This window comes from Sphingopyxis sp. (assembly GCF_016793825.1).
Classification (GTDB): Bacteria; Pseudomonadota; Alphaproteobacteria; order Sphingomonadales; family Sphingomonadaceae; genus Sphingopyxis.
In genome coordinates this window covers 1-12,411 of record NZ_JAEULM010000046.1, presented here as the reverse complement: position 1 = coordinate 12,411, position 12,411 = coordinate 1, and the positions used below count along the sequence as shown (strand labels likewise).

The window sequence follows — 12,411 nt, the reverse complement described above, 5'->3', positions numbered from 1 at the left end:
CGGTCAAAGGGATACAAGCCCTTGGCTATGTGCAGAAAAATCCACGGTCCGGCCAACTGGCCGGGCAGCTCAGCGAATCCAGAGCGGTTGCAGGATGGCGGGCGGAGCATCCCGCCACAGACGCGCACCAAGCCACTCGACCGTATCGGCCTTGCGCAAATGCGCCGCCCACGACGGTTCGGGCTGCCAAAGCGGCGCAAACAGCAGGTCGGCATCGCCGACAAGCCACACCTCGCCGTCGCCGATGGAACACCGGGCGACATGACGATCGGCAAACGCCCTGCATGCAGGCGGCAAACGCTCGAACCGGCCGGCGCTGAACAGTCGCAGACGCGCCCGCTCCGTTTCGACCGTGACGACATGCCGATCGTCAGGCGACACCGCAGCCAGCACGACGCCCCAATGATCGAGGAGCGGCGTCAGCAGGCTCGTGACCGGCGGATTGCGCGGATCGCCGATCGGATATCGCATCGGCCATCCCGAAAGCGCATCGGCCAGAACGACCGCCCGCCCGCCCTTGCGCACGAACGCATCGACGGCAACCATCTCGCGCGGGGCAAGCGCGCGTGGATGCGCCAGCAGCAACGCGCCGACCGGCGACGGCGGGTCGTCGACGATACTGTCGACCAGCCGCACCGATCCGGCCGCCTGCAACCGCGCAAGGATCGGATCATCGTTGGTCCCCTGTGCCAGCATCGCGGCGAGATCCCGCCCATCCGACCAGCGCAGCGGCAGACCGGTCAGCATCGTGACGGGCGGACCAGCTGCCGAAGCCGGGCGGTAGAGCATCGACAGCAGCGCGTGGCTTCCCGCGAACCAGCCAGAAACGAAGATCGCACCCAGCAGGAGCGCCACCACCTTGCCCCGGTTCCCGGTGAACAACAGGCTGGCCGCGAGCAGCGCGATCACCCATCCTGCCGCGATGAAGCCAAGCTGCAACCAGGGTGGCCGGGCCGACAAGAAGAGCGCCAGTGCGGCTTGCGCGGCCAATAGCATCCCCAGCGTCGTGCCCGCCGTCCGCCAGCGGGCCACCATCGGATCACGGCGCTGCCACCAAACGAGACCAAGCGCCGGCAACGGCAGAAGGGGCAAGGCCAGCGCCGGATCGATCCGGCCGAGCGTCATTTGACCACCCAGCACCCAGGCCAGGAGAAGGGTCATTGAAGCAGCGGCGACAGCCCGTAGAATCGGAGACTTGCTGAACCGGCTCACTGTTTCGATTGGCGTGCCCGGGCAAGTGCGGGGTCGGGTTCGAGGTCGGGAACCGTGGCGGCCGGCGCCGCGGGCGCCGCCTGCTGCGCCTTGATGTCGGCGGCCGTATTCTGATCCTTCGACACCGGCTGTACGCCCAGTTCCTCGAGCGGGGCGCTGCCCGGTTTCGTCCCGTCACCGGACGTCGCGGCCTGCGCTGCGGTCGAGGCGTCCTGCACCGCATTCTGGCGGGCGCGGTCGCCGACCAGCCCGGCCATGCCCACCAGCAGCAAAACGGTCAGCACACCGGCAATGCCGATCTGCAACCGCCGGACCGAGTCATTGGTCGGCAGCGGCGGCGGGGCGGCGGGCGCCGGCGTCGTGGAAATCGCTGGCCGTTTGTTGGTCATGCCGCCAATCCTTTGCTTGCAAGCCATTCGGGATTGTACAGTGTCGAGAGATAACGAAAGCCGCTGTCGCACAGGATGGTCGCGATCCGTTTCCCCGGCCCAAGCTTGCGTGCGAGCGCCATTGCGCCGGCAACATTGATGCCCGAGGAGAGACCAAGGCAGAGCCCCTCTTCGTCGAGCAACTGCCGGACGATCGCGAGGCCTTCGGCATCCGAAACGCGAAACTGGGTGTCGATCGGCGCGCCGTCGAGATTCGCGGTGATGCGGTTCTGGCCGATCCCTTCGGCGACGCTCGACCCTTCGGCTTTCAACTCGCCGCACTGGTAGTAATTATAAAGGCCCGCGCCATGCGGATCGGTGAGTGCGACGACGATATCGGGGTTTTTCGCCTTGAGCCCAAGGCCTGTCCCCGCAATCGTCCCGCCCGTTCCTGCGGCGCAGGTGAAGCCGTCGATCCGCCCTTCCATCTGCTGCCAGATTTCTTCGGCGGTACCAAAAATGTGCGCCTTGCGGTTCGCGATATTGTCGAACTGGTTCGCCCAGATCGCATTGTCGGTCTCTTCGGCAATCCGGCGCGAGGTATGGACGAAATGACCTGGGTTCGCGAAAGGCGCCGGTGGGACGAGTACCAGTTCGGCCCCCAATGCGCGGATCGTCGCCATCTTTTCGGCGCTCTGGTTGTCGGGCATGACGATGATCGTCTTGTAACCGAGCGCGTTACCGACAAGCGCCAGACCGATGCCGGTGTTGCCTGCGGTCCCTTCGACGATCGTGCCGCCGGCCCGCAGGCTGCCGTTCGCCTCGGCATCGCGGACGATATAGAGCGCGGCGCGATCCTTCACCGACCCGCCCGGGTTGGCATATTCGCATTTACCCCAGATTTCGCATCCCGTCGCTTCGCTGGGGCCCTTGAGCAGGACGAGCGGCGTATTCCCGATCAGGTCCAGACTTGTTTTGGCTGTTGTCATGCCCCTGATCTAGGACCGCGCCCGCAGCGCCGCAAGACAGCTTCGCTTGACCCGCGCAAGCCCGGACTTTGTCGACCAACGGGGTATGAGCGCCGACGAACTGCGGCCACCGCTCGCGTCGCGACTTGCCATTGTGATATTATAACATTACTGCCCGCGATCACGACCCGCCTCAATCGACAGGATTTCTCCCCTCATGCGCTTCCTCTCCACCGCCGGATTCACTCTCGCCGCCTTGCTCTCCGCTCCCGCGTTCGCGCAGGACACCGGCGCAAAGACCGGCGACGACGACTATCACACCGATCAACCGATCGTGGTCACGGCGCCCTATGTCCGGAGCCTCGATATTCTGGGTAACGTATCGGTGATGGAAGGCGAAAAGCTGGCGCAGGACATTCGCGGCCAGATCGGCGACACGCTCGCCTCGCAACCCGGCGTTTCGTCCAGCAGCTTCTCCCCCGGCGCCTCGCGCCCGATTCTGCGCGGTTTTTCGGGCGAGCGGGCCGCAGTACTGGTGGACGGCCTCGGCGCCATCGATGCCTCGTCGACATCGGCCGATCATGCGGTGTCGATCGACCCGCTGACGGCAGAGCGGATCGAGATTCTTCGCGGTCCGTCGGTGTTGCTCTTCTCCAGCCAGGCGGTTGGCGGCGCGGTCAACGTGTTCGATCGGCGCATCCCGCGCAGCGTCCCCGAAAGCCCGTTCCACCTCGATGCGCTGGCCAGCTATGGCACCGCCGCCGACGACAAGAGCGCCGGCGCCTCGATCGACGTTCCGCTCGGTGAACGATTCGTCGTGCATGCCGACGGAAATTATCGCGATTCCAACGCGGTCCGTGTCGGCGGGCTGATCTATGCCCCGGCGCTACGCGCGCACCTGCTCGATCTCGCGGCCGATGCGACCACCGACGGTGATGCCGATGAAGCCGCGCGACTGACCGATGCAGCGAACAGCCGGGGCAAGGTCCCGAACAGCCAGAGCCGCAGCACCAGCGCCGGCATCGGCGCAGCCTTCATCGACGACGGCGGGTCGCTCGGCATCAGCTTCGGCTATCTCGAAGACAGCTATGGCATCCCGCCGCGCGCCGACATCGACGAAGTGCCGACGATCAAGGCACGGCAATATCGCCTCGACGTACGCGGCGAGGTCGAGCTTGGCGACGGCCTGTTCGAAAAGCTTCGTTTCCGCGGTGCCTATGCCGATTACGCACATACCGAATTCGACGATGGCGAGCCCGGCACCCGCTTCACCAATCGCGGCATCGAATTCCGTACCGAACTGGCGCAGAATGATCGCGGCGGCTGGCGCGGCGCGAGCGGCGTCCAGTATAGTTTCCGCGACTTTGCGGCGATCGGCGACGAAGCCTTTTTGCCCGCAAATGAAACCACGCGCGTTGCGGCGTTCACGCTTCAGGAACTCGAGCGCGGCCCCGTTACCCTCGAAGGTGCGCTGCGCCTCGAAAACTCAAAGGTCAGTGCGAACAGCATCGGTTTCGACCGCTCGTTCACCAGCCTGTCGGGCGCAGCGGGCGCCAGTTACGAGATCGCCGAGGGGTTGAAGGCCAGCTTCTCCTTATCCCGCAGCGAACGCGCACCGTCGGCCGAGGAATTGCTGTCCGACGGCCCGCATGCCGCAACGCTCAGCTTCGAACGCGGCGACCCCACCTTCGCCAAGGAAACGAGTTGGGGCGGCGAAGCATCGCTCAAGTTCAAACGGGATGGCTGGTCCGCCGGGCTGACGGGCTATGCGAGCTGGTTCAACAATTTCATCTATGAAACCGATACCGGCACGATCGAGGACGACCTGCCGCTCTATGTGTTCCGGCAGGACAAGGCCCGCGTCTGGGGCTTCGAATTCGAAGGAACGGCGCCGATCGCGCAGGTCGGCGGCTTCCATATCGGCGCCGACGCGACCGCCGACATGACGCGCGCGAAGATCGAGAGCGGTCCCTTCGTCCCGCGCATCCCGCCGCTTCGCATCCGGGGTGGGCTGGAAGCGTCGAGCGAGCGCCTCGATGCGCGCGCCGAGGTCGAATGGACCGACGATCAGACCCGCATCGCGCCATTCGAGACGGCAACGAAAGGCTTTACTCTTGTCAACGCATCCTTGACCTGGCGCCCCTTGCCCGACGCCAAGAATCTGTCGCTGACGCTGGCGGCGGACAACCTCTTCGACGTGGACGCGCGGCGCCATGCCAGCTTTACCAAGGACTATGTGCCGTTGGCAGGCCGCGACATCCGCATCACGGCCCGGGCGAGCTTCTGATCCCACCGCGCAAGATCGGCCGGGTCCGGAATTCGGAGCCCGGCCGGTCGGTCAAAAGGGCAGCGTCTGACGCTTGTTCCAGTAGATCGACGTCGCGGCGGCATAAGCGCCGACCTTTTCCCACACATTCTGGTCGATCTTTGCGATATCGACACCGCTGGCGATATAGGCCTGAACGATCAGACTGATCTGGTCTTCGGACATCTCGTCGGTCAGATCCGGATTGGCCTTGCCGGCGCCAAAATCCATCGCCTTGTCGACGGGTGCGACCGACAGGCCTGCCTTGGCGATATCGCCGATCAGCCACTCCCGCGAAATGCGTGCGAGGCTGTAATCGAAATAGTTGCCCTTGTTCGCCTCACCGATCGCATGGCGCGAAAGGCACCCGTCGACAATCGTGCCAAGCTGCGCGAACAGCGCATCGCGGGTCGCCTCGTCGCCTTCGCCAGTCATTGCCAGCCCGATCTTCGCCTTGAAATCGGACGGGGCGGCCGAAACCGCACAATCGAACTTGGCGCCCTCCTGCGCCAGCACGGCCCCAGGTGCCGACGCCAGCGCAAGCGCCGCTCCGGCCATTAAAGTCCTGATCATCAAACGAATCCTTCCGCCCTCGGTAAAACCGACCCTCAGGAGAGCATGGCCATCCCGCCGTTGACATGCAACGTCTGTCCCGTGACATAGCCAGCTTCCCTCGACGCAAGATAGACGACGGCTGCGGCGATATCGCTGCCCTCACCCATACGTCCGGCCGGGATGCGCTGGTTGAGGGCTTCCTTCTGCGCGTCCGGCAGGTCGTCGGTCATCGCGGTCGCGATGAAACCCGGCGCGACACAGTTCGCGGTGACACCGCGGCTGGCAAGCTCCTGCGCCAGCGCCTTGGTCATGCCCGTCACGCCGGCCTTTGACGCCGCATAATTGGCCTGCCCCGGATTGCCCGTCGCGCCGACGACGCTGGTGATCGAGATGATGCGGCCGAAGCGCGCCTTCATCATCGGCTTCGCGGCAGCGCGTGCGAGGCGGAAATTGGCTTCGAGGTTGATGCGGATGACGTCCGACCATTCCTCGTCCTTCATGCGCATGATGAGGTTGTCGCGCGTCACGCCAGCATTGTTGACGAGAATATCGAGCTGGCCGAGCGCCTCGACCGCCGATGGCACGAGCGCGTCAACCGCAGCGGCGTCGCCAAGATTGCACGGCAGCGCGACATGATCGCCACCGAGCGTATCGCGAAAGGCGGCGAGCTTGTCGGCATTGGACCCCGACACCGCGAGACGAGCGCCCTGCGCGGCCAGCGCTTGAGCGATAGCCGAACCGATACCGCCCGAAGCGCCGGTGACGAGGGCAGTCATGCCGGTGAGATCGAACATCTGAATTTCTCCTGAAATCTGAATCTTAAAGCGTCTTGAGCAGCCCTTCGATGTCATCCATCGAAATCACGCTGACCGTCTCGACCTCGCCCGATGCGCTGCGCTTGACCATCGGCGAGAGCACCTTGCCGCCGAATTCGACAAAATGCGTGACGCCAATATCTTCCATCGCGCCGACGCTCTCGCGCCAGCGGACGCGGCCGGTGACCTGCTGGACGAGAAGGTCGCGGATCGCGTCGGCGTTGCTGACGGGGCTCGCCGTAACATTCGCGACCACAGGCACCAGCGGCGCGGCGGGCGGGTTGCCGCCCAGCGCCTCGGCCATCGCATCGGCGGCAGGCTGCATCAGCGGGCAATGGAACGGCGCCGAGACGGGCAGCAGCACGCCGCGCTTGATCCCGAAATCCTTGACCAGCGCGACCGCGCGCTCGACCGCACCCTTGTGGCCCGAAATCACGACCTGCGACGGATCATTGTCGTTGGCGACGGTACACACCTCGCCCTCGGCCGCCGCATCCGCAAGCTTCTGAGCGGTCTCGATATCGGCGCCGAGCAGCGCCGCCATCGCGCCGACGCCGACCGGCACCGCCGCCTGCATCGCCTGCCCGCGCGTCTTCAACAGCCGCCCAGTGGTCGCGAGGTCGAAGGCGCCGGCGGCGCATAGCGCCGTATATTCGCCAAGGCTGTGGCCCGCGACATAATCGGCCGTGGCAGCGAGCGTCACGCCGCCTTCCTTTTCGAGGACGCGCAGTGTCGCGATGGCGTTCGCCATGATTGCCGGCTGGGCATTTTCGGTGAGGACCAGCTGATCCTCCGGACCTTCGCTCATCAACAGGAACAGCTTTTGCCCGAGCGCATCGTCCACCTCCTGAAACACTTCGCGCGCGACCGGCGATGCGTCGGCGAGCGCCTTGCCCATGCCGACTGCCTGGCTGCCCTGACCCGGAAAGATGAATGCGCGCATATTGCGTCCCCTTGGTGTGATTTGTCGCCCCCGCGACTATTGCCTCACCCGGCGCGATGCAAGCCGAAGGGTACGACCTTGTTCGCCGCGTCATGGCCGATATCGGCGCGGCCGAGCCAGGGAATACCGGCGCGTGCGCACCACTCCTGCGCGATCTCTTCGGCTTCCATGCCGAACGGCCTGTCGTTTTCGGGGACGTCGCTGACCCGCCCCAGACGGATACCGGCAAGACCGCGCGGCGCCAGACAGGTCGCGACGTGAAAGAAAGCGCGGTCGAAGGCGTAGAGATATTCGCTGACCTCCTCGACCAGCAGCACATGCCCCGCAAGGTCGGGTTCCAGCGGCGTGCCGAGCAGCATCGACAGCGTCATCAGGTTGAAGGCCGCGTGGCGGGCGCCATGAATCAAGCCGGGTTCGCATGACGCCGGATCGCGTGCGACCAGCCAGTCGAGCGCGCGCATCACCGCCGCGTCTCCACCCTCCCGCCGGATATCGGCAACCATCGGACCATGCGCGACATGATCGAAGCCGTCGCGGTAGAGGCATCCCAATAAATTGCCCTGATCCGAATAGCCGAGGAAAGCCTTGCCCCGCGCCGCGTCGGTCATCGCCGCCACGGCTTCTTCGGCAATCCGGCACGCCCCATAGCCGCCGCGCGCGAACCAGACCGCGTCGATGTCGGGACGGTTCGCCATTTCGACGAGCGCGGCGAAGCGATGCCCGTCCTCGCCCGCGAAATGGCCATGAACCGCGAAACATTGTTCGTCGAAGACAAGCTCGACATCGGGATAGCCGATCGCCGCGATCGCGCGCAGCCCCTCGGCGTCGTCGGGGAGGATAGGAGTGGAGGGAGCAACGATCCCGATACGCATGAGCCGACCCCTGATTCCATTCGTGTCGAGCGCAGTCGAGACACCCGTCATCATGGCGCAATCCCGCGGGGTGTCTCGACTGCGCTCGACACGAACGGGATTGAACGCGGGCCAAACGGGAAAGGGAGTGCCGCCCTTGTTGCAAACCCTTCGTCAAGGCCATAACGCGGCGCCATGTCGGAAAACAAATCCTATTTCTTCTGCGGCATCGGCGGGTCGGGGATGCTGCCGCTCGCGATGATCGTCGCGGCGCGCGGCGCGGCAGTCGCGGGGTCCGATCGCAGCCGCGACCAGGGGCGGACGCCAGAAAAGTTCGACTGGATCGCAAGTCGCGGCATCGCGCTCTTTCCACAGGATGGCAGCGGGGTCGCGGCGGGACAGACGCTCGTTGCATCAGCGGCGATCGAGGACAGCGTGCCCGACATCGCCGCCGCGAATGCGCTGGGCCTCACACGGCTGACCCGCGCCGATCTCAACGCCGCGCTGTTCAACAACGCCGATCGCGCGATCGGCGTCGGCGGCACCAGCGGCAAATCGACCGTCACGGGGATGATCGGCTGGATTCTCGATCGCACCGGGCATCGGCCGACCGTGATGAACGGCGCGGTGATGCGCAATTTCGCGAACGCCGACATGCCCTTCGCGAGCGCGCTCGTCGGGGATGCCGCGACCTACGTCAGCGAAGTCGACGAAAGCGACGGGTCGATTGCGCTCTATCGCCCCGACGTCGCGGTCGTCACCAACATCAGCCTCGACCACAAGAGCCTCGAGGAACTGCACGTCCTGTTCGCGGACTTTCTGCGAAAGGCGCGCGTCGCCATCGTGAACGCCGACGACGAAGAGAGCACGCCATTCCTGTCGCTCGACAATGCACGGACCTTTGGCTTTCGCGAAGATGCCGATGTTCGCGCCAGCGACTTCGAGGCCCTGCCCGACGGCTGCCGCTTCACAGTCCATGCCGAGGGCACCGGATACAAGGTCAATCTCCGCATGCCCGGCCGCCACAATGCCGCCAACGCGCTCGCCGCGATCGCGACCACGCACGCGGCGGGCATTCCGGTCGCGCAAGCCGTCGAGGCGCTGGCCGATTTCGCGGGCCTCGCGCGCCGCTACGAAGTGCTCGGGCAAGCAGGCGGCGTCACCGTCATCGACGATTTCGCGCATAATCCCGACAAGGTCGCGGCGACGCTGGCCGCCGTCGCCGAGTTGCCGGGCCGCGCGCTGCTCTTCTTCCAGCCGCACGGCTTTGGTCCGCTCCGTCAGATGGGCAGGGAACTTGCCGCCAGTTTCGCGCAGGGAATGCGCGACGGCGACAAGCTGTACGTGAGCGACCCCGTCTATTTCGGCGGTACGGTCGACCGCAGCATCGGCAGCGAAGCGCTGGTCGCGGATATCGTCGGCGCGGGCAGCGATGCCGTCCACCTGACCACCCGCGCCGAATGCGGCGCGGCGATGCTCAACGAAGCAAAACCCGGCGACCGCATCCTGATCCTCGGCGCACGCGACGATACGCTCACCGAATTCGGGCGCGAACTGCTCGCCCGGCTCTGATCAACCGAAGATGTCATCGGCGTTGCGGACGGCGCCCCGGCGATGCCTGAAATAGCCGATCGCGAAACCGATCAGCAGCGTAGCAGACTGGAGGATCAATTCGAGGCCGATCGAAAAGACATAAGTCAAGGGCTCGGCCGCAACACCGCCCACGATCAGGCCGCCAAGACCACCCATCAGGCACGACAATCCCAGCACCGCCCCCAAATGTTTCAAACCCAACCGCTCGCTGGCCGTTCCCCAGCTGAACAGCCCGATCAAAATGGCAATTTCAATCATCGCGTTTTCCCCTTTGCCCGCCACCATGTCTCATCGGGCAGCCACAGTGACAAGCGCCAAAGCCTCCGTTCTGCGCTTGATTTCCGCGCGCGAATCTGTATAGGCGCGCTCATTCGGGGCGAGGCCTTGTGCCGTTCGCCCCGTTTGCTTTGTGGCAATCCGCAAGGCTTGACGACAGCCGGAGGGGTTTCGCGATCGGCGCGAAATCAGCGATCGGCCAAATCGAAGGACGCAAACCATGCCGTTTTACGAGCATGTCTTTATCGCGCGTCAGGACCTGAGCCAGGCTCAGGTCGATGCGCTGGCGGAAACCGTCACCAACATCATCGGCGAGTTCAAGGGCCAGGTTCACAAGACCGAAACCTGGGGCCTGAAGCAGCTTGCCTACAAGATCGCGAAGAACCGCAAGGGTCATTATGTGATGCTCTCGGCCGAAGTGTCGGGCGAAGCCATCGCCGAGATCGAGCGTCAGGCCGCGATCAACGAAGATATCATCCGTTGGCTCACCATCAAGGTGGACGAACTCGAAAAGGGTCCGTCGGTGATGATGCGCAAGCAGGAACGTCGGGGCGGCCGCGGCCGTGACCGCGACGGCGAAGAATAAGGATAACGACCATGGCACGACCCTTTTTCCGCCGCCGCAAGACCTGCCCCTTCAGCCAGAAGGACGCACCGGTCATCGATTACAAGGACGTCCGTCTGCTCCAGGGTTACCTGTCGGAGCGTGGCAAGATCGTCCCGTCGCGGATCACCGCGGTGTCCACCAAGAAGCAGCGTGAGCTGGCAAAGGCGATCAAGCGCTCGCGCCACATCGGCCTGCTCCCCTACATTGTGAAGTAAGGAGGGCGGACCGATGGAAATCATCCTGCTCGAACGTATCGAGAAACTGGGCGGTATCGGCGACGTCGTCACCGTCAAGAACGGCTTTGCCCGCAACTTCCTGTTGCCCAACAACAAGGCGCTGCGCGCGAACGACACCAATCGCAAGCTGTTCGAAGCGAACCGCTCGAAGATCGAAGCCGACAACGCCGAACGCCGCACCGATGCGGAAGGGCGCGCCAAGGACATCGACGGCAAGCAGGTCGTCCTGATCCGTCAGGCGTCGAACACCGGCCAGCTTTACGGCTCGGTCTCGGTGCGCGACATCGTCGACGCTCTCGTCGAAGACGGCGCAGCGGGCGTGTCCAAGTCGATGGTCGAGCTTGAACGCCCGATCAAGTCGCTTGGCCTGTTCGACGTCAAGGTGAAGCTGCACCCCGAAGTGACGATCACCGTCGCGGTCAACGTGGCGCGCTCGCCGGACGAAGCCGAAATGCAGAAGCAGGGCATCGACGTCATTGCCGCCATGTTCGAAGAAGAACAGGCAGAGGCTGTTGCGACCGCTCTGGAACCCGACAGCGAAGACGAATTCGAAGACGCCACTCCCCCGTCGGAAGTGGCCGCCGAAGACGCTCCGGCTGCATCGGACGAAGCCGAAGAAGCCTGAGCTTCCTTGGGCAAACCCTATCGAGGAGGGCCGCGTTTCCGGATGGAAGCGCGGCCCTTTTCGTTACGGTGGATTTAGCCGCAGGAATGTTCGCTTTCGACCGATAGTTGCCCTTTGATCCCCCCTGTCGCGGAGCGATGGGGAGGTGGCAGCGTATAGCGCTGACGGAGGGGCTAATGGCGCACCGTCGTCGCCCCTCCACCACCGCTTCGCGGCGGTCCCCCTCCCCACGGCTCCGCCGCAGGGAGGATATTCCTTGTCGTCATCCCGGACTTGATCCGGGATCCACAGCAGCGCTACGGAAATGGATTCCGGATCAAGTCCGGGATGACGAAGGTGAAAAGGCCGCGTACTACCCCGTTCATACCATTCGCCGCCGATCCGGATGCATTGACGGCAATCGACCGATTGTGGACGTTGGCTCATGGCCCCGTGAAAGCGACAGTCCCTTTAATCCACATTATTCGCTCCGCATCATCCTGCTCCCATGCGACCTGCGCCCAAATCGGATAGGGCCCAAATAGCTGGCCCCCGCTTTGCCGGAATTCGCTGAGGTGGATCGCCGGCAAGCCTTTACAAGGACTATGGAAGTCGAAGCCCTGCTCCTTAAGGGTTTGCACCAGCCGATTTGCATCGCTGCCTTCTGGAAACTGGCGTGTCAGCCGTTGCATGAGTTCGGGCGAAAGCGCCTCCTCGGAAGGCTCATAAAGCCGCGCCTCAGTCGCATCTCTTGGCGGGCAGCCGGCATTCCACCATCCACCAGTCGCGCTGATATTTCGAAGTAGTGGCGGTGTTGGCGGTGTCAGTGAATCGGACTCAGCGCAACCAGCCAACGCGAACCACGCGACTGCCAAATAGCAGAAGGGCTTTTCAAGCATCTGCATAAGTTAGGTTGCTGTTCGTCTGCTTTCCACCCTATTCTGTTGAAAAACTCCCGCTTGCAGTTAGGCGCGAGGAATGATTCAGTTGTCGTGTTATCGGGAGACAGCTGATGATGGGCGAGCGAACGGTGATGCAGGAGGCGCTGTTCTACAGCTTCAGCCTAGAGGATCATGTG

General features: G+C 64.2%; 14 protein-coding genes. 5 read left to right on the top strand and 9 right to left on the bottom strand.

Going from position 1 to position 12,411, the window contains the following annotated elements; all coding sequences use genetic code 11:
- Positions 1-69 precede the first annotated feature (69 nt).
- Genes JNM03_RS15780 through JNM03_RS15770 form a run of 3 tightly spaced genes read right to left on the bottom strand, consistent with a single transcriptional unit; the run spans position 70 to position 2,569 of the window.
- Positions 70-1,161, bottom strand: a complete 1,092-nt coding sequence (locus JNM03_RS15780) for a hypothetical protein (RefSeq protein ID WP_294038038.1) — start codon at positions 1,159-1,161, stop codon at positions 70-72.
- Between the two features lie 47 nt (positions 1,162-1,208).
- Positions 1,209-1,601 (bottom strand): hypothetical protein, encoded by a 393-nt coding sequence (locus tag JNM03_RS15775; protein WP_294038037.1) that lies wholly within the window; start codon positions 1,599-1,601, stop codon positions 1,209-1,211.
- Positions 1,598-2,569, bottom strand: a complete 972-nt coding sequence (locus JNM03_RS15770; RefSeq protein WP_294038035.1) for a cysteine synthase A — start codon at positions 2,567-2,569, stop codon at positions 1,598-1,600. The genes JNM03_RS15775 and JNM03_RS15770 overlap by 4 nt, the downstream gene beginning before the upstream one ends.
- 196 nt (positions 2,570-2,765) lie before the next feature.
- Here JNM03_RS15770 and JNM03_RS15765 point away from each other — a divergent pair, with 196 nt between their 5' ends.
- Positions 2,766-4,835 (top strand): TonB-dependent receptor, encoded by a 2,070-nt coding sequence (locus tag JNM03_RS15765; RefSeq protein ID WP_294038033.1) that lies wholly within the window; start codon positions 2,766-2,768, stop codon positions 4,833-4,835.
- Between the two features lie 51 nt (positions 4,836-4,886).
- Here JNM03_RS15765 and JNM03_RS15760 read toward each other — a convergent pair whose 3' ends face one another.
- Genes JNM03_RS15760 through JNM03_RS15745 form a run of 4 tightly spaced genes read right to left on the bottom strand, consistent with a single transcriptional unit; the run spans position 4,887 to position 8,038 of the window.
- The gene (locus JNM03_RS15760; protein WP_294038031.1) at positions 4,887-5,426 is read right to left on the bottom strand and encodes a hypothetical protein; all 540 of its coding nucleotides are present in this window, start codon (positions 5,424-5,426) and stop codon (positions 4,887-4,889) included.
- 35 nt (positions 5,427-5,461) lie between these two features.
- On the bottom strand, positions 5,462-6,202 hold the full coding sequence (fabG, locus tag JNM03_RS15755) for a 3-oxoacyl-[acyl-carrier-protein] reductase (protein WP_294038029.1): 741 nt from the start codon (positions 6,200-6,202) through the stop codon (positions 5,462-5,464).
- Between the two features lie 25 nt (positions 6,203-6,227).
- Positions 6,228-7,166 carry an ACP S-malonyltransferase gene (gene fabD / locus JNM03_RS15750; RefSeq protein WP_294038027.1) on the bottom strand — a complete coding sequence of 313 codons (939 nt, stop codon included), beginning with the start codon at positions 7,164-7,166 and terminating at the stop codon, positions 6,228-6,230.
- A gap of 44 nt (positions 7,167-7,210) precedes the next feature.
- Positions 7,211-8,038, bottom strand: coding sequence for an LD-carboxypeptidase (locus JNM03_RS15745; protein WP_294038025.1), 828 nt, complete (start codon positions 8,036-8,038; stop codon positions 7,211-7,213).
- A 174-nt stretch (positions 8,039-8,212) separates the two neighbouring features.
- On the opposite strand from JNM03_RS15745, the gene JNM03_RS15740 reads away from it, so the two are divergent.
- Positions 8,213-9,589 (top strand): Mur ligase family protein, encoded by a 1,377-nt coding sequence (locus JNM03_RS15740; RefSeq protein WP_294038023.1) that lies wholly within the window; start codon positions 8,213-8,215, stop codon positions 9,587-9,589.
- On the opposite strand, the gene JNM03_RS15735 is transcribed toward JNM03_RS15740, so the two are convergent.
- Entirely contained in the window at positions 9,590-9,895 is a 306-nt protein-coding gene (locus JNM03_RS15735) for a hypothetical protein (RefSeq protein WP_294038021.1), read from the bottom strand.
- A gap of 211 nt (positions 9,896-10,106) precedes the next feature.
- Between JNM03_RS15735 and rpsF the strand changes: the two genes are divergently transcribed.
- The 3 genes from rpsF to rplI are packed head-to-tail and all read left to right on the top strand — an operon-like array spanning position 10,107 to position 11,354.
- Complete coding sequence (rpsF, locus tag JNM03_RS15730) at positions 10,107-10,472, top strand: 30S ribosomal protein S6 (RefSeq protein WP_294038019.1); 366 nt, start codon at positions 10,107-10,109, stop codon at positions 10,470-10,472.
- A gap of 11 nt (positions 10,473-10,483) precedes the next feature.
- Positions 10,484-10,708, top strand: coding sequence for a 30S ribosomal protein S18 (gene rpsR / locus JNM03_RS15725; RefSeq protein ID WP_037517582.1), 225 nt, complete (start codon positions 10,484-10,486; stop codon positions 10,706-10,708).
- Positions 10,709-10,721: 13 nt separating this feature from the next.
- Positions 10,722-11,354, top strand: a complete 633-nt coding sequence (gene rplI / locus JNM03_RS15720; protein WP_294038012.1) for a 50S ribosomal protein L9 — start codon at positions 10,722-10,724, stop codon at positions 11,352-11,354.
- A 422-nt stretch (positions 11,355-11,776) separates the two neighbouring features.
- On the opposite strand, the gene JNM03_RS15715 is transcribed toward rplI, so the two are convergent.
- On the bottom strand, positions 11,777-12,232 hold the full coding sequence (locus JNM03_RS15715; RefSeq protein ID WP_294038010.1) for a hypothetical protein: 456 nt from the start codon (positions 12,230-12,232) through the stop codon (positions 11,777-11,779).
- Positions 12,233-12,411: the final 179 nt, after the last annotated feature.

Excerpts from the sequence above, each read along its gene's own strand:
- JNM03_RS15780 (WP_294038038.1), bottom strand. The coding sequence starts at position 1,161 with ATGACCCTTCTCCTGGCCTGGGTGCTGGGTGGTCAAATGACGCTCGGC.
- JNM03_RS15775 (WP_294038037.1), bottom strand. The coding sequence starts at position 1,601 with ATGACCAACAAACGGCCAGCGATTTCCACGACGCCGGCGCCCGCCGCC.
- JNM03_RS15770 (WP_294038035.1), bottom strand. The coding sequence starts at position 2,569 with ATGACAACAGCCAAAACAAGTCTGGACCTGATCGGGAATACGCCGCTC.
- JNM03_RS15765 (WP_294038033.1), top strand. The coding sequence starts at position 2,766 with ATGCGCTTCCTCTCCACCGCCGGATTCACTCTCGCCGCCTTGCTCTCC.
- JNM03_RS15760 (WP_294038031.1), bottom strand. The coding sequence starts at position 5,426 with ATGATCAGGACTTTAATGGCCGGAGCGGCGCTTGCGCTGGCGTCGGCA.
- fabG (WP_294038029.1), bottom strand. The coding sequence starts at position 6,202 with ATGTTCGATCTCACCGGCATGACTGCCCTCGTCACCGGCGCTTCGGGC.
- fabD (WP_294038027.1), bottom strand. The coding sequence starts at position 7,166 with ATGCGCGCATTCATCTTTCCGGGTCAGGGCAGCCAGGCAGTCGGCATG.
- JNM03_RS15745 (WP_294038025.1), bottom strand. The coding sequence starts at position 8,038 with ATGCGTATCGGGATCGTTGCTCCCTCCACTCCTATCCTCCCCGACGAC.
- JNM03_RS15740 (WP_294038023.1), top strand. The coding sequence starts at position 8,213 with ATGTCGGAAAACAAATCCTATTTCTTCTGCGGCATCGGCGGGTCGGGG.
- JNM03_RS15735 (WP_294038021.1), bottom strand. The coding sequence starts at position 9,895 with ATGGTGGCGGGCAAAGGGGAAAACGCGATGATTGAAATTGCCATTTTG.
- rpsF (WP_294038019.1), top strand. The coding sequence starts at position 10,107 with ATGCCGTTTTACGAGCATGTCTTTATCGCGCGTCAGGACCTGAGCCAG.
- rpsR (WP_037517582.1), top strand. The coding sequence starts at position 10,484 with ATGGCACGACCCTTTTTCCGCCGCCGCAAGACCTGCCCCTTCAGCCAG.
- rplI (WP_294038012.1), top strand. The coding sequence starts at position 10,722 with ATGGAAATCATCCTGCTCGAACGTATCGAGAAACTGGGCGGTATCGGC.
- JNM03_RS15715 (WP_294038010.1), bottom strand. The coding sequence starts at position 12,232 with ATGCTTGAAAAGCCCTTCTGCTATTTGGCAGTCGCGTGGTTCGCGTTG.